At 73.1% G+C, this 20,715-nt stretch carries 21 protein-coding genes; 11 read left to right on the top strand and 10 right to left on the bottom strand.

Annotation, left to right across the window (positions count from 1 at the left end; genetic code table 11):
• The first annotated feature begins 29 nt into the window (after positions 1–29).
• Both H5397_RS01740 and H5397_RS01735 read left to right on the top strand, forming a co-directional pair.
• Positions 30–2,237, top strand: coding sequence for a UvrD-helicase domain-containing protein (locus tag H5397_RS01740; protein WP_182814570.1), 2,208 nt, complete (start codon positions 30–32; stop codon positions 2,235–2,237).
• Positions 2,234–2,734 carry an N-acetyltransferase gene (locus H5397_RS01735; protein ID WP_182814569.1) on the top strand — a complete coding sequence of 167 codons (501 nt, stop codon included), beginning with the start codon at positions 2,234–2,236 and terminating at the stop codon, positions 2,732–2,734. Before H5397_RS01740 ends, H5397_RS01735 begins: the two co-directional genes overlap by 4 nt.
• A gap of 6 nt (positions 2,735–2,740) precedes the next feature.
• On the opposite strand, the gene H5397_RS01730 is transcribed toward H5397_RS01735, so the two are convergent.
• Positions 2,741–3,613: a methylenetetrahydrofolate reductase gene (locus H5397_RS01730; RefSeq protein ID WP_182814568.1), complete on the bottom strand. Its 873-nt coding sequence runs from the start codon at positions 3,611–3,613 to the stop codon at positions 2,741–2,743.
• A gap of 51 nt (positions 3,614–3,664) precedes the next feature.
• Here H5397_RS01730 and H5397_RS01725 point away from each other — a divergent pair, with 51 nt between their 5' ends.
• Entirely contained in the window at positions 3,665–4,780 is a 1,116-nt protein-coding gene (locus H5397_RS01725; RefSeq protein WP_182814567.1) for a polyprenyl synthetase family protein, read from the top strand.
• A 3-nt stretch (positions 4,781–4,783) separates the two neighbouring features.
• On the opposite strand, the gene H5397_RS01720 is transcribed toward H5397_RS01725, so the two are convergent.
• Positions 4,784–5,524 carry a thiamine phosphate synthase gene (locus tag H5397_RS01720; protein ID WP_182814566.1) on the bottom strand — a complete coding sequence of 247 codons (741 nt, stop codon included), beginning with the start codon at positions 5,522–5,524 and terminating at the stop codon, positions 4,784–4,786.
• 150 nt (positions 5,525–5,674) lie between these two features.
• On the opposite strand from H5397_RS01720, the gene pknB reads away from it, so the two are divergent.
• Complete coding sequence (gene pknB, locus H5397_RS01715; RefSeq protein ID WP_182814565.1) at positions 5,675–7,693, top strand: Stk1 family PASTA domain-containing Ser/Thr kinase; 2,019 nt, start codon at positions 5,675–5,677, stop codon at positions 7,691–7,693.
• Here pknB and argE read toward each other — a convergent pair.
• Positions 7,680–8,861 carry an acetylornithine deacetylase gene (gene argE / locus H5397_RS01710; RefSeq protein WP_182814564.1) on the bottom strand — a complete coding sequence of 394 codons (1,182 nt, stop codon included), beginning with the start codon at positions 8,859–8,861 and terminating at the stop codon, positions 7,680–7,682. The genes pknB and argE overlap by 14 nt on opposite strands.
• Positions 8,862–8,880: 19 nt before the next feature.
• Positions 8,881–9,528 (bottom strand): MBL fold metallo-hydrolase, encoded by a 648-nt coding sequence (locus H5397_RS01705; RefSeq protein ID WP_182814563.1) that lies wholly within the window; start codon positions 9,526–9,528, stop codon positions 8,881–8,883.
• A gap of 23 nt (positions 9,529–9,551) precedes the next feature.
• Here H5397_RS01705 and H5397_RS01700 point away from each other — a divergent pair, with 23 nt between their 5' ends.
• Positions 9,552–9,884, top strand: coding sequence for a thioredoxin family protein (locus H5397_RS01700; protein ID WP_182814562.1), 333 nt, complete (start codon positions 9,552–9,554; stop codon positions 9,882–9,884).
• On the opposite strand, the gene H5397_RS01695 is transcribed toward H5397_RS01700, so the two are convergent.
• From H5397_RS01695 to H5397_RS01685, 3 genes are read right to left on the bottom strand one after another with little or no spacing between them, the layout of a single operon-like run.
• Positions 9,875–10,894, bottom strand: coding sequence for a low specificity L-threonine aldolase (locus H5397_RS01695; protein WP_182814561.1), 1,020 nt, complete (start codon positions 10,892–10,894; stop codon positions 9,875–9,877). The two genes, H5397_RS01700 and H5397_RS01695, sit on opposite strands and share 10 nt — an antisense overlap.
• The gene (locus H5397_RS01690) at positions 10,894–12,285 is read right to left on the bottom strand and encodes a class II 3-deoxy-7-phosphoheptulonate synthase (protein ID WP_182814560.1); all 1,392 of its coding nucleotides are present in this window, start codon (positions 12,283–12,285) and stop codon (positions 10,894–10,896) included. The genes H5397_RS01695 and H5397_RS01690 overlap by 1 nt, the downstream gene beginning before the upstream one ends.
• 4 nt (positions 12,286–12,289) lie before the next feature.
• A complete protein-coding gene (locus H5397_RS01685; RefSeq protein WP_182814559.1) occupies positions 12,290–13,048 on the bottom strand; it encodes a 1-acyl-sn-glycerol-3-phosphate acyltransferase in 759 nt (252 codons plus the stop codon).
• Positions 13,049–13,099: 51 nt separating this feature from the next.
• Between H5397_RS01685 and H5397_RS01680 the strand changes: the two genes are divergently transcribed.
• The 3 genes from H5397_RS01680 (at position 13,100) to H5397_RS01670 (ending at position 16,060) form a co-directional block, all read left to right on the top strand.
• Entirely contained in the window at positions 13,100–13,855 is a 756-nt protein-coding gene (locus tag H5397_RS01680) for a carboxylesterase (protein WP_182814558.1), read from the top strand.
• A 202-nt stretch (positions 13,856–14,057) separates the two neighbouring features.
• Positions 14,058–15,788 carry a DEDD exonuclease domain-containing protein gene (locus H5397_RS01675; RefSeq protein WP_182814557.1) on the top strand — a complete coding sequence of 577 codons (1,731 nt, stop codon included), beginning with the start codon at positions 14,058–14,060 and terminating at the stop codon, positions 15,786–15,788.
• Positions 15,785–16,060, top strand: coding sequence for an Lrp/AsnC family transcriptional regulator (locus tag H5397_RS01670; protein WP_182814556.1), 276 nt, complete (start codon positions 15,785–15,787; stop codon positions 16,058–16,060). Before H5397_RS01675 ends, H5397_RS01670 begins: the two co-directional genes overlap by 4 nt.
• An 88-nt stretch (positions 16,061–16,148) precedes the next feature.
• Here the strand turns inward: H5397_RS01670 and H5397_RS01665 are convergent, their stop codons facing one another.
• Positions 16,149–16,667, bottom strand: coding sequence for a peptidylprolyl isomerase (locus H5397_RS01665; protein ID WP_182814555.1), 519 nt, complete (start codon positions 16,665–16,667; stop codon positions 16,149–16,151).
• Positions 16,668–16,812: 145 nt separating this feature from the next.
• On the opposite strand from H5397_RS01665, the gene H5397_RS18705 reads away from it, so the two are divergent.
• From H5397_RS18705 to H5397_RS01650, 3 genes are all read left to right on the top strand, one after another.
• Positions 16,813–17,754 (top strand): hypothetical protein, encoded by a 942-nt coding sequence (locus H5397_RS18705; protein WP_182814554.1) that lies wholly within the window; start codon positions 16,813–16,815, stop codon positions 17,752–17,754.
• A gap of 144 nt (positions 17,755–17,898) precedes the next feature.
• Complete coding sequence (locus tag H5397_RS01655) at positions 17,899–18,375, top strand: hypothetical protein (protein WP_182814553.1); 477 nt, start codon at positions 17,899–17,901, stop codon at positions 18,373–18,375.
• A gap of 9 nt (positions 18,376–18,384) precedes the next feature.
• A complete protein-coding gene (locus tag H5397_RS01650; protein ID WP_182814552.1) occupies positions 18,385–19,047 on the top strand; it encodes a prepilin peptidase in 663 nt (220 codons plus the stop codon).
• Between the two features lie 11 nt (positions 19,048–19,058).
• Here the strand turns inward: H5397_RS01650 and trpD are convergent, their stop codons facing one another.
• Both trpD and H5397_RS01640 read right to left on the bottom strand, forming a co-directional pair.
• The gene (gene trpD / locus H5397_RS01645; protein WP_309224247.1) at positions 19,059–20,105 is read right to left on the bottom strand and encodes an anthranilate phosphoribosyltransferase; all 1,047 of its coding nucleotides are present in this window, start codon (positions 20,103–20,105) and stop codon (positions 19,059–19,061) included.
• On the bottom strand, positions 20,102–20,527 hold the full coding sequence (locus H5397_RS01640; protein WP_182814550.1) for a response regulator transcription factor: 426 nt from the start codon (positions 20,525–20,527) through the stop codon (positions 20,102–20,104). Before H5397_RS01640 ends, trpD begins: the two co-directional genes overlap by 4 nt.
• Positions 20,528–20,715 lie beyond the last annotated feature (188 nt).

Genomic DNA, 20,715 nt, shown 5'->3' with positions numbered 1-20,715 from the left:
GGTCGAAACCAGACAAGGGAAACTCCACCTTGAACGAACCTGAACTGCTCGCCCACGAACTGGCCCACGAACAGGCCCATGTGGACGCCGTGTACGCCCGCCTCGAGGAAGCGACCCAGTCGGCCCGCAGCGCAGCGGCCAGCGGACAGGAGATCTTCCGGTCCAACCGCGAGACGTGGGTCCGCGAGGAGGACGGCACCGCCCTCTTCGAGCGCGACGCCTTCACCTTCCAGGCCGCCAAGCGGCTGGCCGTCCTCGACGCCGAGCACGAGGGGCTCGTGTTCGGCCGCCTCGACCTGGAGGAGCCCGAGGAGCGCGAGGTCCGCTACATCGGCCGCATCGGCGTGCGCGACGAGGAGTACGAGCCGCTCGTGATCGACTGGCGCGCCCGCGCCGCCGAGCCGTTCTACCGCGCCACCCCCCAGCAGCCCATGGACGTCGTGCGCCGCCGCGTGCTGCGCTGCCGCAACGACCGCGTCATCGGCATCGAGGACGACCTGCTCGACGCGCAGGCCAACACCGACGACCTCCCGATCATCGGCGAGGGCGCGCTCATGGCCGCCCTGTCGCGGTCGCGCGGCACCCGGATGAAGGACATCGTCGCCACCATCCAGGCCGAGCAGGACCTCGCGATCCGCGCCGAGTACCCGGGCGTGACGATCATCAGCGGTGGCCCGGGCACCGGCAAGACCGTGGTCGCCCTGCACCGCGCCGCCTACCTGCTCTACTCCAACCGCCGGCGCTTCGAGCGCGGCGGCATCCTGGTCGTCGGCCCAGGCCCGGTGTTCATGAACTACATCGAGCGGGTGCTGCCCTCCCTGGGTGAGGACTCCGTGACCCTGCGCGCCATCGGCCAGGTGGCCTCCGACGTGCTCGACGGGTTGTCGGCCGACCGGGTCGACGACGCCGACACCGCCTTCGTCAAGGGCAGCCTGCGCATGGTCGGGGTGCTGAAGAACCTCGTGAACCTGCCCCTGGGCGACCCGGACGCCCCCGCCCCCTCCCTGCTCGTCACGGTCAAGGGCAACGTCCTGAAGCTGGACGCCCACCAGCTGGGCCGGATCCGCGCCGGCGTGCTGGCCCACCAGCGGGTCAACCTGGCGCGGGAGTCCGCCGAGAAGGCGCTCGTCGCCGCCCTGGTGACCCAGGTGCCCGAGGACGTCGACGTCGACCCCGAGGCGATCCCCGAGCTGATCACCGACTCCGCGGCCTACCAGGAGTTCGTCGAGGCCTGGTGGCCGGCGCTGTCCGCGACCGGCGTGTTGCGCCGGCTCGTCGACCCCCGGGTCACCGCGCGGGCGGCCGACGGCGTCCTCGACGCGACCGAGCAGGCGCTGCTCGCCGCCTCCTACGCCCACGAGGGCGAGGACGCCGACTGGACCGTCGCCGACACCGCCCTGCTCGACGAGCTCGTCGCGATCCTCGGCCCCGAGCCGATCGACCACGACGCGGGCCCGTCGCTGTTCATCGAGGGCGGCGCCGACGTCACCGAGTTCGTCACCACGGCCGACCGGCTGGCCCGCACCGTCGAGCACGACTTCCGCGAGGACCGGCACGAGACCTACGCGCACATGCTCGTCGACGAGAGCCAGGACATCACGCCCATGCAGTGGCGGATGCTGCGCCGCCGCGGCTCGCAGGCGTCGTGGACGATCGTGGGCGACCTCGCCCAGAGCTCGTGGCCCGACCTCGACGAGGTGGGCCGCGCGGTCCGCGACCTCATCGGGACCGCCCCGCACCGCGACTTCCGGCTGTCGGTGAACTACCGCTCCCCGGCCGAGGTGTTCGACCTCGCCGCCAAGGTGGTCAAGGCGCACTTCCCCAAGGCCGACCTGCCCCGCGCGGTGCGCTCGACCGGCCACCAGCCGGAGTTGCTGCACACGTCGGAGTCGGCGCTGGTCAGCGACCTGGTCCGCATCGTCGACCGCCTCACCGATTCGGTCGGCGGCACGGTGGGTGTCATCGCTCCCCCGTCGCGGCTGGACCACCTGCGCACCGCCCTGCCCCCGCGCCTGTCGACCCGGATGAACCCGGCCAACCTGGCCCGCGTCATCTTCGTGTCCCCGCTCGAGGCCAAGGGCCTGGAGTACGACGCGGTCGTGGCGGTCTCCCCGGATGAGGTCGTCGAGCAGAGCCCCGGCGGGGTGCGCGTCCTCTACGTCGCCCTCACCCGCGCCACGCAGATGCTGGTCACGCTCGACGTGGGCGGCCCGGGCGCGTGGCGTCCGGAGGAGTGAGCGGGTCCGTCCCCGGTCCGCCCGTCCCGGTCCCGCTCGTCCCGGCCACCCCCTCGGACGCCGCGGACGCGGCCCGCTGGGTGGCCTCGGCCGAGGACGTCCTGGTCTTCGCCGGACCGCGCCTGGCGTACCCGCTCGACCCGGCGTCCCTGCTGGAGCCGGGGCCCGAGGGCTGGGCGGCCCACGCGCTGCACGACGGCGACCGGCTCGTGGGCATCGGCTCGGTGCGCCGCGTCGACGCCACCACCGCCCGGGTCGGCCGCGTGCTCGTCGACCCGTCCCGGCGGGGCGAGGGCTGGGGCCGGGCGCTGATGGTCGCGCTGGTCGAGGCCGCGGCCGCCCTCCCCGGCGTGCGCACCGTCACCCTGGGCGTGTGGCGCACCAACACGGGCGCGCTGGCGTTGTACCGCACGTTGGGCTTCGTCGATACCGGCGTGCGCGAGACCCGTGTGGGCGACGCCGTGTGGGAGAGCCTCGAGATGGCCCTCCCCGTCTGACGCGGCTCAGGCCTCGGTGCGCAGCCGGCCCAGGATCTCGGCGGTCGCGGTCGACCGGTTGAGCGTGAAGAACTGGAGGCCGGGGGCGCCGGCGTCCAGCACGTCGCGGCACAGCTGGGTGACCAGGTCGATGCCGACCGCCCGGAACGCCGCCTTGTCGTCGGCCACCGCGCGCAGCCGCGCCTCGAAGTCGGCCGGCATCGCCGAGCCCGACAGGCCGGCGAACCGCTCGATCTGGCTGGGCACGGTCACCGGCATGATGCCCGCGATGATCGGCATGGTGCCGCCCAAGGCCCGGAAGCGTCCGACCAGCGACACGTAGGCGGCCGGGTCGAAGAACAGCTGGGTGATGGCGAACTCGGCGCCGGCCTGCTCCTTGGCGAGCAGGATCCGCGCGTCGAGGTCGAGGTCGCCCTCGGGGTGGCCGTCGGGGAACGCGGCGACGCCGACGGTGAAGTCACCCAGCGACTTCACCAGCCGCACGAGGTCGGTGGCCGTGCGCAGGCCCTCGGGGTGCGGCGCGAACCGGCCGCCCGACGGCGGGTCGCCGCGCAGGGCGAGGATGTGGGTGACGCCGAGCCGCTCGTAGGCCTGGATGGCGCGCACCACCTCGGCGGCGCTCTGCCCCGCAATGGTGAGGTGCCCCATGGTCGAGACGGCGGTCTGGCCACGGATCGCGCCCACCGCCGAGAACGTCTTGTACCGGCTCGCGCCCGTCGCGCCGTAGGTCACCGAGACCCAGTCCGGCTGCAGCCCCTGCAGCTGGTCGACCGTGCCGATCAGCTGCTGGACGCCCGCGTCGTCGGAGGGCGGGAAGAACTCGACGCTGAACGTCGGACCGTCACTGGAGCGCAGTCGGTCGACGATCGTCTCGGGCATGCGGGCCACCCTAGTTCAGCCGCCCGCGCGGGCCGCCGGTAGGCTCGCAGCGTGGTCAGACTGGTCAGCGCCAACCCTGTGTCCGACGATTTCCGCGCCGCGGTGGCCGGGTCGATCGACGCGTTCCTCGACGCCCAGGCCCCCGTCCTGGCCGACATCCACCCGGCGACCGCGCCGCTGCTCGAGCGCGCCCGCCTGTTCACCCGCGGCGGCAAGCGCCTCCGCCCCGCGTTCTGCGCGTGGGCGTACGCGGCGGTCGCCGGCAGCCTCGACCTGCCCGAGGCGGTGGCCACGGCCGCGGCGTCCCTCGACGTGCTGCACGTGTCGGCCCTCATGCACGACGACGTGATGGACGCCTCGGACTTCCGTCGCGGCGTCCCCGCCGCCCACCGCCAGTTCGAGGCAGACCACCGCGACGCCGACTGGCGCGGCGACCCCGAGCAGTTCGGCCGCGCCGGGGCGATCCTGCTGGGCGACCTGTTGCTGGTCTGGTCGGAGGAGATGTTCCGCCGCTCGGGCCTGGACCCCGCCCAGCTGGAGCGGGGGCGTCCGCACCTCGAGGCGGTGCGCACCGAGGTGACCGCCGGGCAGTACCTCGACGTGCTCGCGCAGGCCCGCGACCCGTACACGATCAGCCGCACCGACGCCGGGCGCGAGCAGCTCGCCGACCTGGTGAGGACGGTGGTCACGTGGAAGTCCGCCTCCTACACGATCCGCCGGCCGCTGCTGCTGGGCGCCGCCCTGGCCGGGGCGGACGCCGCCCAGCTGGGCGCGCTCACCTCGTTCGGCCAGCCGCTGGGCCGCGCGTTCCAGTACCGCGACGACGTGCTCGGCATCTACGGCGACGAGTCGCTGACGGGCAAGGACTCCGGCGAGGACCTGCGCGTCGGCAAGCTCACCCTGCTGGCCGCCGAGGCCTTCGGGCGGGCGGGCGAGGCCGAGGCGTCCGAGCTGGCGGGCCTGTTCGGCAACCCCGACCTGGACGCCGACGGCGTGGCGCGTGCCCGCGAGATCATCGACGCCTCGGGGGCCCGTGCGGCCGTCGAGGAGGAGATTCGCCGTGAGTTCGACCTGGCCCTGGCCGCGCTGGCCGCCGCCGACCTGTTCGAGCCCGCGCGCGAGGGCCTCGTCGCCCTGGCGACCGCGGCGGTGACGCGAAAGTTCTGACCCCTACAGGTGCAGGTCGGTCGGCGGCGGGCTGACCGGCTTGCCGAAGCTGAGGTTCGGCGAGGGGCCGAACGCGGACGCCGTGACGGCCTCCATGCGCTCGTCGTCGTTCCACGCCTCGCGGAGGATGTCCTTGAGCGCCATCGCCGCGGCCTCGGGGTTGGACGCCCGGGTGATCGCCCCGCCCACAGCCGCGCGCTTCGCGCCGCCGCGGATGACGGCGGGCAGCGACTCCAGCGTGATGCCGCCCACGGCGAACCACGGCTTGGACTTCGGGTCGTGCTGCGGCGCGTGCTCGGCGGCGTGGCGGATCAGCGGCAGGCCCGGACCCACGAGCAGGAAGTCGACGTCGGGGTGCGCCAGCGCCGCCTCGGTCTCCTCGGTGGTGTTGCAGCGGCGGCCGATGAGCGTCCACTCCCCCACCAGCTTGCGGGTGCGGGCCGGGTTGGCCTCGTCGTCGGAAAGCACGAACAGGTCGGGTGACAGCGCGGCCGCGCGCACGGGGCGCCCGAAGTAGGCGGTCAGGCCCTGGGTCGCGCGGGCGGCCTCGGTGATCGCGTCGAGCCCGGCCTGCGCCGAGTCGTCGAACACGACCTCGGCGAGCCCCTCGTCGAGCATCACGGCGTCGGCCCCGCCGGCGTACGACGCGCGGGCCAGCGGGCCCACCGTGTCGCCCTCGTCGGCGACGATGTGGATCAGGCGGGCGAGCTTCAGCCGGGTGGCAATCCCCATCAGTGCGGTCACGGGTCCAGCCTGCCACACCCCGGCGGGTCGGCGCCGTCGTCGCGGCGGTCGCGTGCCACACTCGGATCGGGCCTGGCATGCCTTCCCTTCCCCGATCCATGCCGGAGATTCGTGTTGACGACTGACCGCAACAGTGGCCTGGTTGGCCACGTGCTCGACGACCGGTACGAGGTCGTCAAGAAGCTTGCGCGCGGCGGCATGGCCACGGTCTACGTCGCGAACGACCTGCGCCTGAGCCGCACCGTCGCCGTCAAGGTGATGAACGACGGGCTCGGCGACGCCGACGACTTCGCGATCCGCTTCGACACCGAGGCCCGCGCGGCCGCGCACCTGTCCCACGCCAACGTGGTCAGCGTGTTCGACCAGGGCAGCGACGGCGGGCGCCCCTACATCGTCATGGAGTACGTGCAGGGCTTCACCCTGCGCAACCTCATCACCCGCGAGGCCCCCATGGACCCGCGCCGGGCCATCGAGCTCGTCGAGCCCGTGGCGTCCGCGCTGGCCGCCGCCCACGCGGCCGGGCTGATCCACCGCGACATCAAGCCCGAGAACGTCCTGATCTCCGACCGCGGCCAGGTCAAGGTCGCCGACTTCGGCCTCGCCCGCGCGGTCACCGCGAACTCCAACGCCGCCACCACCGGCCTCGTGATCGGCACCGTGAGCTACATCGCCCCGGAGCTGGTCACCAAGGGCCGCGCCGACGCGCGGTCCGACGTCTACTCGCTCGGCATCGTGCTCTACGAGATGCTGACCGGCCGCAAGCCCCATCAGGGCGAGACCCCCATCCAGGTCGCCTACAGCCACGTGCACAACCAGATCTCGGCGCCGTCGATGGAGGTCTCCTCCACGTGGCAGGGCGGCCGGGGCGGTATCCCGCCCTACGTCGACGCCCTCGTCACCGCCGCCGCCAACAAGGACCGGCACAACCGCCCGCTGGACGCCGGCGTGCTGCTCGGCCACCTGCGCGCGGCCAAGGACGCCCTGGCCCGTGGCGTGGTCGACGACCCCGCCCTCGTCGCCCGGATGCGCCGCACCGAGCCCGAGCCGACCGACAGCCACACCACCCCGGTGCCGACGCTGCCGCCGCGGCTGGGCGCGGAGCGCCGGTTCACGCCGGTGACGCCCGTCTCGCCGACCTTCGACGTCTCGATCGACGGCGCGCCGTTCTACAGCACCGGCCCGGTCCCCTACTCGCCGCAGTCGCCGCACACGCGGGCGCTGCCCGAGCTGTCGGCCGCCCCCACCCCGTCGACCTCGTCCCGCGCACCGCGGCCCGAGGCGTCCGGACGCCGTTGGCGGCGGTTGGTCGCCGTCCTGGCCGTGCTCGCCGTGCTGGGCGGCGCGGGCTGGGGCGGCTGGTACCTGCTCGAGGGCCGCTGGACGACGGCCCCCGCGATGGCCACCCTGACCCAGGCCGATGCCGAGGCCGCCGCCGCGCTCGCCGAACTGCACGTCACGTTCCAGCAGGACTACAGCGAGGACGTCCCCGCCGGCCAGGTCATCCGCACCGAGCCCGCCGAGGGCGGACGCGTGCTGCGGGACGGCACGATGACCGCGTGGATCTCCCGCGGGCCCGAGCGTTTCGCGGTGCCCGAGGTCACCGGCCAGACCCGCGCCGACGCCGAGCAGCTGATCGCCTCGGGATCGCTGGCCCTCGGCACCGTCACCGACGAGCACCACGACACGGTCCCCGCCGGCACCGTCATCTCCCAGGGCGTGGCGCCCGGCGAGCAGGTCAAGCGCGGCACCACCGTCGACCTCGTCGTGTCGCAGGGCCCGGCCCCGGTCGAGGTCGTCAGCTTCGCCGAGAAGCCGCTCGCCGAGCTGCAGGCCTGGGCCAAGGCGAACCTGATCACCCTCGAGACCACCGACGAGAACCACGACACTGTCCCGCAGGGCGCGGTCATCTCTCAGAACCCGGCCGAGGGCCAGCTGCACCGCGGCGGGTCGATGACGGCCGTCGTGTCCAAGGGCCCGGTCATGGTCAAGGTGCCCACCGGCCTGCGCGGCCAGGGCGCCGAGACGGTCGCGCAGAAGATCCGCGACGCGGGGCTCGTGCCCCAGTTCAAGCGCCTGGTCAACGGCGGCTTCGGCATGGTGCTGAGCGTCGAGCCCGGCGAGGGCACCAGCGTGCGCAAGGGCTCGACGGTGGTGATCAACCTCGTCTGAGGTGCTCAACCAGCCGCCCGATGAAGGCCTCGCACTGGGCGAGCTGGTCCAGCTCGACGAACTCGTCGGGCTTGTGCGCCTGCGCGATGTCGCCCGGCCCGCACACCACGGTCGAGATGCCCGCGTTCGCGTAGATGCCGGCCTCGGTGCCGTAGGTGACCTTGTCGTCCTGGACGGCGAGCCCCAGCTCCTGCCCGAGCAGCACCGCGGGCGCGTCGGACGGGGTGTCCAAGCCGGCGGTCATCGTCTGCACGTCGACCTCGACGGACACCTCCTGGTCGGGCGCCTCGGCCCGCATCCGCTCCTCCACCGTGCGGCAGAAGGCGATGAGGGCGTCGACGTCGGCGCGGTCGTCGTCCGGCGTCCCGATGGAGCGGAACTCGAGCGTGACCGAGCATTCGGCGGGGATGATGTTGACCCCGTTGCCGCCCTCGATGAGGTTGACCGACCCGGTCGTGTACGGGATCGGGTACGCCTCGTCGAACGGCCCGTCGGCCCGCCACGCGTCGCTGCGCTCGCGCCAGTACCGCACCACGGACGCCGCGTGCTCGATGGCGTTTACCCCCTGCGCGGTCAGTGACGAGTGCGCGGCGAGGCCGCGGACGGTGACCCGGACGAGGTTGATCGACTTGTGCCCGCGGATCATCCGCATCGAGGTGGGCTCGCCGACGAAGCACACGCGCGGGTGGATGCCGACCGACGCCATCCCGTCGACGAGGGGTTGGGCGCCGATGCAGCCGACCTCCTCGTCGTAGGACAGCGCGACGTGTACGGGCTCGCTCAGCGGTTCCGCCACGAGGTCGGCCAGGGCCGCCACGACGATCGCGTCGAAGCCCTTCATGTCGGCGGTCCCCCGGCCATAGGCCTTGTCGCCGCGCACGTCGAGGGTGAACGGGTCGGAGCTCCAGGCCTGCCCGTCCACGGGCACGACGTCGCTGTGGCCGCTGAGCATGATGCCGCCGGAGGTCGAGCCCGCGGCGTCCGGGACGCTGACGACCAGCCCGGCCTTCGTGCCGTCCGCGGTCGGGAACAGGTGCGGCTCCAGGCCGAGCGAGCGCGCGTGCTCGGCCACGGCCTCGACCAGCGGCAGGTTGCTGTCGCGGCTGGTGGTGTCGATCGCGATCAGCCGGGAGAGCCAGTCGAGGACGGCCGGGGACGGTGCGGTCATGCCCCCTTTCCTACCACCCTCAGGCGGTGGGCTCCCACGGCGTGCCCGCGCGCAGGTCGTGGACGGTGGTGGGGGTCATCTCGTTGTACCGGCCGTGGGACAGCTTCCAGCCGCGCTCGGACAGCAGCGCCTCGTGGATGCCGAAGCCCTGCCCCGCCCCGAGCTCACGCAGGAAGTCGATGTGCTCCTTCATCGCCGCCCACGGCCCCATCACCGGGACCGCGACCACGTCGACACCCGCCGGCGCCGTGTCGAGGGAGTCGCCGGGGTGGAAGAACGTGGGCTCCCCCTCGGCGGTGACGACCAGCCCGACGTTGCCGATGCGCGGGATGTCGCGGTGGATCACCGCGTGCAGCCCGCCGACCGCGTCGATGCGGACGCCGCCGAGCTCGACCGACTCGTCCTCGGCGATCCCGTGGCCGCGGTCGCCGAGGTCCACGGCGTCCAGAACGCCGGGCTCGACCCAGACCTGGGCGTAGGGGTTGGCCGCGAGCAGCGCGCCGACGTGCTCGGGGTCGACGTGGTCGGGGTGCAGGTGGGTGACGACGATCGCGTCGAGGTCGGTGAGCGCGTGCCAGCGGTCGGAGAAGTTGCCCGGGTCGAACAGGACCCGCCGGTCCGCCACCTCGAGGAGGACGGCCGCGTGTCCGAGGTGCGTGATCTTCATGGCGGCCAGCCTAGGCTGTGCGCATGGCTACGGGATACGAGGAAGAGCAGCTGACCCGCGACGAGGTCGACGCGACCACCGGGCCGGTCGTGGTCGAGTTCGGCACGGACTGGTGCGGCTACTGCATCGCGGCGTCCCGGTTCATCGAGCCGGCGCTGGCCGAGCAGCCGCAGGTGCGCCGCATCCGGGTCGAGGACGGCAAGGGGCGCCCCCTGGGCCGCTCCTACCGGGTGAAGCTGTGGCCGACGCTGGTGTTCCTGCACGACGGCGTCGAGGTCGCGCGCGTCGTGCGGCCGGGCAACCGGGCGGTGCTCGACGAGGCCCTGGCCACGCAGGCGGCCGCCGCTCAGGCCTGAAGCACCTCGGCGAGGATCGCCCCGGCGTCGGCGCACTGCGCGGTCGTGACGTCGAGGTGGGTCGCCGCGCGCACCACGCGCGCCCCCACCGTCGACACCCGGACGCCGCGGGCTGCGGCCCGCGCCACCACCTCCGTGGCCGGGAGCGACCCGGTCGGGACGACGACGATGTTGGTCTCCGGATCGGCCAGGGTCACGGACGACCCGGCCGTGACCGCGGCGGCGAACGCCGAGGCGGCTGCGTGGTCGTCGGCCAGCCGTTCGACGTGGTGGTCGAGCGCGTACAGGCAGCCGGCGGCGAGCAGGCCGGCCTGGCGCCAGCCCCCGCCGAGCCGCTTGCGCAGCACGCGGGCGTTCGCCATCGCCTCGGCCGATCCGACCAGCACCGAGCCGACCGGTGCGCCCAGCCCCTTGCTGAAGCAGACGCTGACCGTGTCGAAGAGGGTGCCGTAGTCGGCGAGCGGGGTGCCGGTGGCGACGTGGGCGTTCCACAGCCGGGCGCCGTCCAGGTGCAGCCGGACGCCGGCGTCCCGGCACAGCGCGCTGGTCTGCGTGAGGGCGTCCAGGGGCTGCACCGTGCCGCCGCCGAAGTTGTGGGTGTTCTCGATCGCGACGCAGGCGGTCGACACCAGGTACGGGCCGGCGTCGGGGGCCAGCAGCTCCTCGACGAGCTCGGGCTCGGTCCTGCCGTCGTGCGTCACCCAGGTGCGCATGGTGACGCCGGTCAGCGCCCCGTGCGCGCCCATCTCGGCGCGGGCGATGTGCGCGCCCGAGTCGCACAGCACCTCCTGCCCGGGGCGCACGTGCTGCGCGACGCCGAGCACGTTCGCCAGCGAGCCGGTGGCGCAGAACAGGCCCGCCTCGTGGCCGAGCAGCTCGGCGACGCGCTGCTCGAGCTCACCGATCGTCGGGTCCTCGGCGTAGACGTCGTCGCCCACCGGTGCGGCGGCCATGGCCGCGCGCATCGCCTCCGACGGCTGGGTGAGCGTGTCGGAGCGGAGGTCGATCATCACATCTCCTGCGGCTCGAAGTCCTGCACGGGGTTGTAGCCGCGCCGGCGGATGTCCTCGCGGAGGCGCTCGGCGAGGTAGAACGCCAGCTCGATGCCCTGGTTGCGGTTCAGGCGGGGGTCGCAGGCGGTCTCGTAGCGGTCGAAGAGGGTGTCCTCGTCGAGTTCGTCGACGCCGCCCACGCACTCGGTGACGTCGTTGCCGGTCAGCTCGATGTGGACGCCGCCGGGCCACGTCCCCAGCTCGGCGTGGACGTCGAAGAAGCCGTCGACCTCGTCCCAGATCACCGGGAACGCGCGGGTCTTGTGGCCCTTGGCCGTGGAGTAGGTGTTGCCGTGCATCGGGTCGCACACCCACGCGACCTTGCGGCCGGTGTTCTCGACGGCCTCGACGATCGGCGGCAGCGCGTCGCGGACCTTGCCCGCCCCCATGCGGGTGATGAGCGTGAGGCGTCCGGGCTCGAGGTCGGGGTCGAGCTTCTCGACCAAGGCGCGGACGTCGTCGGGCGTGACGCTCGGGCCGAGCTTGATGCCGATCGGGTTGCGCAGCTTGCTGAGCAGCTCCACGTGGGCGCCGTCGAGCTGGCGGGTGCGCTCGCCGATCCACAGCAGGTGGCCCGAAGTGCCGTAGGCCAGGCCGGTGCGGGAGTCGATGCGGGTGAGCGCGTGCTCGTACTCCATCAGCAGGGCCTCGTGAGAGGCCCAGTAGTTGACCGTCCGGAAGGCGTCGTCGGGCACGCCGCAGGCGACCATGAAGCCCATCGCGCGCTCGATCTCCTCCGACAGGGCCTCGTACTTGGCCTCGACCCGGGAGTTGCGGACGAAGTCGGTGTTCCAGGTGTGCACCGTGCGCAGGTCGGCGAACCCGCCGTTGACGAACGCGCGGACCAGGTTCAGCGTCGCCGCCGAGGAGTTGTAGACCTCCTGCAGGCGGCGGGGGTCGTGGGCGCGGGCCTCGGGGGTGAAGTCGAGGCCGTTCACGGCGTCCCCGCGGTAGGACGGCAGGGTCACGCCGTCGCGGGTCTCGTCGTCGCTGCTGCGCGGCTTGGCGTACTGGCCGGCGATGCGGCCGACCTTCACCACCGGCACCTGGGCGGCGTACTGGAGGACGACAGCCATCGACAGCTGCACGCGCAGGGCGTTGCGGATGTTGACCGCGGTGACGTTGCCGAACGTCTCGGCGCAGTCCCCCGCCTGGAGCATGAACGCGCGGCCGGCGGCGACGTCGGCGATGCGGGACTTGAGGGCGTCGGCCTCACCCGCGAAGACCAACGGCGGGCGCTGGCGCAGCTCGGACACGACCGTCGCGAGTTCCGCGGCGTCGGGATAGGTCGGCTGCTGGGCCGCACCGCGCGCGTGGAGTTCGGTCAGGGCAGGGATCGTCGTCGACACCGGGTCAGGATAGTCCGCCCGTGGGCTCCTTCGGCGGGGGCCCACCACCCGGGCGCTCCCGGACGCGGCGGTCCGCCTCGGCGGCGTCCATCGACCCCGACTTCACCGAGGCGGCGTAGGCCTGCACGTAGGTCTGGCCGGTCAGCTTCTGGATGGCGGCCATGACCTCGTCGGTCACCCAGCGGCCCATCGCCCGGTCGTCCTGCATGCCCTTCCAGACCGAGAAGTCGAGGGGCTCGCCGACGATGATGCGGGGGCGCTCGACCCACGGGATGCCGAACTTCGTGCCGGCGATGTCGGCGTCCAGGATGCCGACCGGGACCACGGGTGCCCCCGTGGACAGCGCGAGGCGTGCCACGCCGGTCTTGCCCTGGTAGAGGCGGCCGTCGGGCGAGCGGGTGCCCTCGGGGTAGATGCCGACCACGCGGCCCTGCTCGAGGGCCTCGATGACCGGGCCGAGCCCGTCGAGCGCGGCGCGCCCTCCGCTGCGGTCGAGCGGCACCATGCCGACGGCCCTGAGGAACCATGCGATGACCGACCACGTGAAGCCCTGGTCGCGGCGGAACGCCTCGGCCTTGACCGGCAGCGTCACCTGGCGCTTGATGAGGGCGGGGGTCAGGAAGGTGTCGGCGTACGAGACGTGGTTGCTGGCCAGGATGACCGGACCCGTCGCCGGGATGTTCTCGGCTCCCGTGATCGTCGCCTTGTAGCCGTGCTTGACGAACTGCGTGAAGGGCACCTTGAAGAACCCGTACCAACTCATTGCTGACCTCCTGCCGCGCCAGCCTAGTGCCCGGCCCCGTACGATGACGCCATGGCACTCCCGGACCAGATGGCCCCGTTCCACGCACCCGGCGGACCCGTGGGCGTCCTGTTCTGCCACGGCTTCACCGGCAGCCCCGCCTCGCTGCGCGGTTGGGCCGAGCAGACGGCCGAGGCCGGGTACACCGTGTCGCTGCCCGTGCTGCCGGGGCACGCCACGGTGTGGCAGGAGCTCAACGTCACCAGCTGGCGCGACTGGTACGACGCCGTGGACGCCGAGTACCGCAGCCTGCGCGAGACCTGCGACACGGTCTTCGTGGCCGGGCTGTCGATGGGCGGCTCGCTGACCCTGCGTCTGGCCCAGCACCACACCGACGTCGCCGGCCTGCTGCTGGTCAACCCCGCGCTCGGCGCGGTCGACCCGCTGGCGAGGTTCGCCGGCGTGCTGAAGTACCTCGTGCCCGCCACCCCCTCCATCGGCAACGACATCGCCAAGGAGGGCGTCGACGAGGGCGCCTACGACATGACGCCGGTGGCCGGGGTGCACGAGCTGCACAAGCTGTGGGCCGACGTGCGCTCGTGCCTGGACCTCGTCACCTGCCCGATCGCGCTGTTCCGCTCGGAGGTCGACAACGTGGTGCCCGGCTCGTCGTCAGACACCGTGCTGCGCCTGGTCTCCTCGGACGACATCACCGAGGTGCGCCTGGCGAACAGCTACCACGTGGCGACCCTGGATCACGACGCCAACCTCATCGTCAAGACCTCCCTGCAGTTCATCGAACGGGTGGCGGCCGCGCACACGGCGTGACCCCACCGCCCTCGGGGGCGCCATCAGGCCGGCCCCGACCAGCAAATCCAACGCCGCCCGCTCGTCGGCGCTGAGCCGCGTGCACGACGTGTACTCCATCACCTGCGTGTCCATGCCGCCACGCTCGCAGGCGGGTCTGACAAAATGCGCACATGCGTTCCGATCGTTCAATTGTCGGAGCCGGGACCTAGGGTCCGGGGCCATGACAACCAGCCCTGTCCCCCACCCGGTGCAGCCCAGCTTCGACGACCTGGGCCGCCACCTGGCGACCACGGCGTTCGTGGTCGTCGACCTCGAGACGACCGGCGCCGGCCCCGACGCCACGATCACCGAGGTCGGTGCGGTGCGGGTACAGAGTGGCGAGGTGGTGGGCGAGTTCCAGACGCTGGTGAACCCCTGCACGCACATCCCGCCCCTGATCCAGGTGCTCACCGGCATCACCGACGCGATGGTCGCCGACGCCCCGCGCCTGGACCAGGTCGTGCCGCCGTTCCTGGAGTTCGCCCGCGACGCGGTGCTGGTGGCGCACAACGCCGGCTTCGACGTGGGCTTCCTCAAGCGGGCGTGCGCCGCACAGGGGCTCGCGTGGCCCGGCTTCCCGGTCGTCGACACGGTGGGGCTGGCCCGCGGCGTCCTGATGCGCGACGAGGTGCCCAACGTGAAGCTGGCCACCCTCGCGCGCCACTTCCGCTCCCCCGAGGCGCCCAACCACCGGGCGCTGACCGACGCCCGCGCCACCGTCCACGTGCTCCACGGATTGTTGGAGCGCATCGGCAACCTCGGCGTCCACACGCTGGAGGACCTGCTGGAGTTCACCCGTGGGGTCTCCCCCGAGCGGCGCGCCAAGCGCACGATGGCGTCCGACGTCCCGGCCGCCCCCGGCGTCTACCGGTTCGTCGCCGACCTGCCCGACCGCGACGGCGTGACCCGGCGGCAGGTGCTCTACGTCGGCAAGAGCGTGAACCTGCGCAACCGCGTGCGCAGCTACTTCACCGCCGCCGAGAAGCGACCGCGGATGGAGGAGATGGTGCGCATCAGCACCGGCGTCGAGACGACCGTGTGCCGCACGCCGCTCGAGGCCGAGGTGCTCGAGCTGCGCCTGATCGCGGCCCACGCTCCGCGGTACAACCGGCGCTCGAAGTTCCCCGAGCGCCAGCAGTGGCTGAAGCTCACCGACGAGGCGTTCCCGCGGCTGTCGATCGTCCGCCAGGTCGCCGACGACGGCGCGACCTACTTCGGGCCGTTCTCCCGGCGCGAGGCGGCCGAGCAGACGATGCTGGCGGTCTACGAGGCGTTCCCGATCCGACAGTGCACCGCGCGGCTCTCGGAGCGGCGGCCGTCGGGCAGCTGCGCGCTCGGCGAGCTCGGCAAGTGCCTCTCCCCCTGTGACGGCACCACCGGCCGCGCCGCCTACGCCGACGTGGTGGAGGCGGTGCGCACCTGCCTCACCGTCGACGTGCGCGGGGTGCTGTCGGGGCCCCGGGCCAGGCTGGCGGCCCTGATCGCGCAGGAGCGGTTCGAGGAGGCCCAGCGCCTGACCGCACGGCTCGAGTCGTTCGTCCGGGCCTCGACCCGGGCGCGGCGCATCGAGGCGCTGGCAGCCTGCCCCGAGCTCGTGGCGGCCAGGCGGTCCGACGAGGGGTGGGAGATCCACGTCGTCCGCCACGCACGGCTCGCGGCGGCCGCCCTGGCGCGGCCCGGCGAGGTGCCCCAGGCGGTCGCGCGGGACGCCGTGCGCGCGGCCGAGCACGTCCCCGCCCCGCTGCCGGGCCAGCCGGCAGGGACGGTGGAGGAGGCGGAACGGATCGCCGCGTGGCTGGAGAGCCCCGGCGTCCGGATCATGGAGGTGCAGGGCGACTGGGCCTGGCCGCTGCACGGGTCGATCCGCATCGAGGACCTGCCCCGGCACGCACTCGCTAGTGTGGCCCCATGAACACCGCCATCGTCTTCATCACCACGGCCGTCGACCAGGTGAGCGAGGTGGCCGAGGAGGTCGCCGCGCTGGACAGCGTCACCGAGGTCTACTCGGTGACCGGCGACGTCGACCTGATCGCGGTGGTGCGCACCCGCGACGTCGAGGCGATCGCCGACGTCGTGACGGGGCGGATCAACAAGGTCCTGGGCGTCACCGGCACCCAGACCCACCTGGCATTCCGGGCGTACTCGACCCACGACCTCGAGGCCGCCTTCTCCCTGGGCGACTGACACCCCATGGGCAGAAACTGACACCGGGGACGCGACGTGACGCGTCCCCGGTGTCAGGAGAGTGGTGTCGGCGCGGGCGCCGGGTGGATCAGCCCTCGGTGACCTCGACCGACTCCATCACGACCGGGTCGACCGGGCGGTCGCCACGGCCGGTGCGGACCTTGGCGATCGCGTCCACGACGTCGCGGCTGGCCTGGTCGGCCACCTCGCCGAAGATCGTGTGGCGGAAGTTCAGGTGCGGGGTCTGGGTGACCGTGATGAAGAACTGCGAGCCGTTCGTGCCGGGGCCGGCGTTCGCCATGGCCAGCAGGTAGGGCTTGTTGAAGGCCAGGTCGGGGTGGAACTCGTCACCGAAGCGGTAGCCGGGGCCACCGGTGCCGGTGCCCAGCGGGCAGCCACCCTGGATCATGAAGCCGTCGATGATGCGGTGGAACGTCAGGCCGTCGTAGAAGTTGCCCGTGGTGGCCGCGCCCGTCTCGGGGTGGCGGTACTCCTTGGTGCCGGTCGCCAGGCCGACGAAGTTCTCGACGGTCTTCGGCGCCTGCTCCGGGAACAGGTTGATGACGATGTCGCCGTGGTTGGTGTGAAGCGTCGCCTGCTGGGCCACGGTGCTTCCTTTCGATCGATGGAGCGCAGAAGAGCGCACATGCCCGGCCAAGGTTACCCGTCGTTCGTCCTGTTGCGGTGAGGGTCCCTTGGGTACGGTGGACGCACGCGATCACGCGAACAACCCAACCGTTACGGAGGAAACCGTGAACCGGAAGCAGTTCGAACGCGCCGTCGGTGACACCACCCACGCCGCGACCGACCTCGGCAAGGAGGCCCTCGCCCAGGCGAGCGCCTACCTGCAGCAGGCCCAGGAGTACCTGGCCCCGCGCGCCCAGGACGCCTACAGGGAGGCCAGCGACCGCATCGGTCCGCTCGCCAAGGACGTCAAGAAGAAGGGCGCCCGCATCGCGGCCGACGCCATGGACGCCGTCCAGCCCAAGCTCGACGAGGTCCTGGACCGCGTCACCCCCGCTGTCGACGACGCCTACGCCCGCTTCGCCCCGAAGCTCGACGGCGCGCGCAGCAAGGTCCAGTACGGCTTCCTGCCGGCGCTGAGCGACATGCTGCACAGCGCGGCCGACGACATCGCCAAGGTCGACCTGCCGCAGGTGCCGGCCCCGGCGAAGAAGAAGTCCGCCTGGTCCACGGTCGGTCAGGTCCTCCTGGCCGGTGGCCTGCTCGCCGTGATCGCCTTCGCGATCAAGAAGTTCCTGGCCCCCGACGACTCCGGGTGGCAGGCCCACGAGCCGAGCCAGCCGTACGTCCCCACGACCCCGCAGAAGATCGTCGACGACCTGGCCACCGCCGCCGCCGACGAGGAGACCGAGGTCGACGCCGCCGAGCAGTGGATCGAGGACGGCGGCCAGCCGCTGCCCAGCGACGAGCCGGTCGCGGCCGACGCCGACGACGCCGACGACGTCGAGAAGGCCGCGGAGGGCGATGCTGACCCTTTCGTTCCTAGCCCTCACGGGGACGGGTCCTATGTCGGGTCCGAGCCGCCGGAGGGCTTCGTCATCAAGGGCAACGAGCGCTCGATGAAGTTCCACGTCAAGGGGAACGCCGGGTACGAGCGCACGATCGCCGACGTCTGGTTCAACAGTGAGGAGGCCGCCGAGGCGGCCGGCTTCACCAAGGCCCAGCGCTGAGGCACCCGCACCACCCGACCCGGACGGGGCGCGACCACCACGGTCGCGCCCCGTTCGTCGTCTCCGGGATCTCGTCCCCGCCGGCCGCTCACAATCGGGCGCACGCGCGGGCCTTCTGGGTAGCAGTTCCCCCCAGGAGGCCCCATGTCCCGTCCCGTCACCCCGGTCGACCCGTCGCTGTGGGTCGACGCCGCACCCTTCGCCGCCCACCTGCTCCACCTGTCCGCGTCGAGCGGCGTGCCCTGGGCGATGGTCGCCGCGCACGCCCACGTGCCGCTGCGCGCGGCCGAGCGCCTGGTGGGCGTGCCCGGCACGCGGCGCCTGCGCAAGCTGCCGCGGGCGCTGGCCCAGCGCCTGCTGGCGATCGACCCCGTCGAGCTGTCCCGGCTCCGCAGCGTGTGGGTGGCCGCGGGCCCGGCCAGCAACCGCGTGGCCGAACTCGTGGCCCGCGGGGTTCCCGTCACCCGGGTCGCGCGGGTGCTGGCCTGCTCGCCCGACCTGGTCGCCCGGCTGGCCGACGGCACGCCCGCGAGCGTGCCCGCCGACATCGCCCTGCGCGCCCGCGTCGCCGCCGAGACCGCCGACCGGGCGTTCCTGCGGCGAGCGACGCGCGCCGCCTAGGCTGGCCCGGTGCTCTGGCCCACCCCCGCCACGGCGCTCGCCGGCGCCCTGCTCACGGTCGTCCTGACCGTCCCGGTCCTGCGCGCCCTGCCCGAGCCGCGGGCCGAGGACGCGGACGGCAAGCCCCCGTACGCCGACCTGGCGACCCCCGCCTTCGTCCTCACGGTGGGGGCGGTGGCGCTGGCCGCCGGCCTGCTGGCGACGGCGGTCCTGCCGTGGCCGCACTGGCTCGCCTGGGCGTCCCTGTGCACCGTGGGAGTGGTCGCCGTCGGGATCGACGCCCGCACCACCTGGCTGCCCCTGCCGCTCGCCCGCGCGGGCTGGGCCGTGGCGGCGATGGGCGCCGGGGTGGTGGCCGTCTCCGCCGACGCGTGGACGCCCCTGCTCGCCTCGGCTGTCGGCGCCGCCTGCCTGGGCGGGCTGTTCCACCTGCTGTGGAGGTTGACCGGCGCGTTCGGCTACGGGGACGTCCGGCTGGCCGCGAACATCGGCGCGGTGACGGCCCTCCACTCGGTGGAGCTGGTGGTCACCTCGCTCGTGCTCGGCACCGCCGCGAGCGCGCTGGTCGGCGTCGTGCACCGTCTGGCGGGCGGCCGCGGGGCCTTCCCCTACGGGCCGGGCCTGCTGGCCGGACCGTTCCTGGCCCTGGCCCTCCGCGCCGTCGCCGGGTGACCCCGGCGGGGTCAGGCGGCCAGGTCGCGGGTCAGGGCGACCCAGCGCTCGAGCACCGCGGTCGCGGCACCGCTGTCCACAGCGGCGGCGGCCCGCTCCAGGGGCCCGACCAGCTGGCCGGCGAGGTCGGCGTCCGGGTCGGGGCCCTCGAAGGCGAGGATCGCGGCGGCGGCGTTGAGCAGCACGATGTCGCGGACAGGGCCGGGCTGCCCGGCGAAGGTGTCGCGGACGACCTGCGCGTTGTGGGGCGGCCCCCCGCCGACGAGCGAGTCCTTGGTGGTGCGCGGGATGCCGAGGTCGAGCGGGTCGAGCGTGGTCCTGACCACGCGACCACCGCCGACCACCCACACGTCGCTCGTGGTGGTGGTCGTCAGCTCGTCCAGCCCGTCGCCGCCGTGGAACACCAGCCCGCGGTTGCCGCGGTCGGCGAGCACCGAGGCGACGAGCTCGGCCATCTGCAGGTCGGCGACCCCGATGGCCTGGGCCAGGGGGCGGGCCGGGTTGGCCAGCGGGCCGAGGAAGTTGAAGGTCGTCCGGATCCCCAGCTCGCGCCGGGGGACGGCGGCGTGCCGCAGGGACGGGTGGTAGTGGGAGGCGAAGAGGAACACGATGCCGGCCTCGTCGAACACGCGCCCCTGGACCGCGGGGTCGAGGTCGAGGACGACGCCCAGTTCCTCGAGGCAGTCGGCGGTGCCGCAGGCCGACGAGGCGGCGCGGTTGCCGTGCTTGACGACCTTCGCCCCGGCGGCGGTGGCGACCAGCGCGGCCATGGTCGAGACGTTGACGGTGTTGGCGCGGTCGCCGCCGGTGCCGACGATGTCGACGGCCTCACGGCTCGGGAGGCTGATCGGCCGGGCGTTGGCGAGCATGGCCGACACCAGTCCGTTGAGTTCGTCGGGGGTCGCGCCCTTCGCCTGGAGGGCGACCATGAACCCGGCGACCTGCACCGGCGTCGCGGCACCGGACAGGATCTCGCCCATGGCCCACGACGTGCCGTCGCGATCGAGGTCCTGACCGGTGACGAGGGAGGTGAGCAGGTCGGGCCAGGTCCGGGTCACCGGGCGTTCGCCTCGCTGGCCAGACGGGTGCGCAGGACGTCGGCGACCGAGGTGGGCAGGCGCACGGGGTCGATCGGGTACGGGACCACGGCCTCCGCCCTCGACCATGTGGCGAGCCACGCGTCGGCGACGCGGGCGACCAGCAGCACGACGGGCGGGCAGTTGGCGACCTCGTCCTTCACCTGGCGGCACAGGCCGATGCCGCCGGCCGGGACGGCCTCGCCGTCCATGATGACCAGGTCGATGCCACCGGCGGCCAGCGTCCGGCTGACGGCCTGGTGGGTCGCGCACTCGACGACCTCGATCTCGGGCAGGTCGGCCGCGACACGGCGGCCCAACGCCACGCGCACCTGGCCGCGCGTGCTCCTGTCGTCGGAGTAGACCAGGATGGTCGCCTTGCCGGCGGGTGCGACTTCGCTCATCGGGTCCTCACTTGTAGAAGGTCGGTCCCGTCATCGTAGCCCCGGTGCGGGACACGCGCACGGCAGCCCATCCCGACGCGAAACGGTCACGGGCAGGTAACGAACGGACACCTTTTGTGCACCGGGGCTCGGGCCGACGTGACCCGGAGAAGGTTCCCCGGTAATAATGACGCCCGTGGCGAATACAT

This window comes from Propioniciclava sp. MC1683 (assembly GCF_014164675.1).
Taxonomy (GTDB): domain Bacteria; phylum Actinomycetota; class Actinomycetes; order Propionibacteriales; family Propionibacteriaceae; genus Propioniciclava.
Note: the sequence above shows the minus strand (reverse complement) of the source record. Positions and strands in the feature narration are given on the sequence as shown.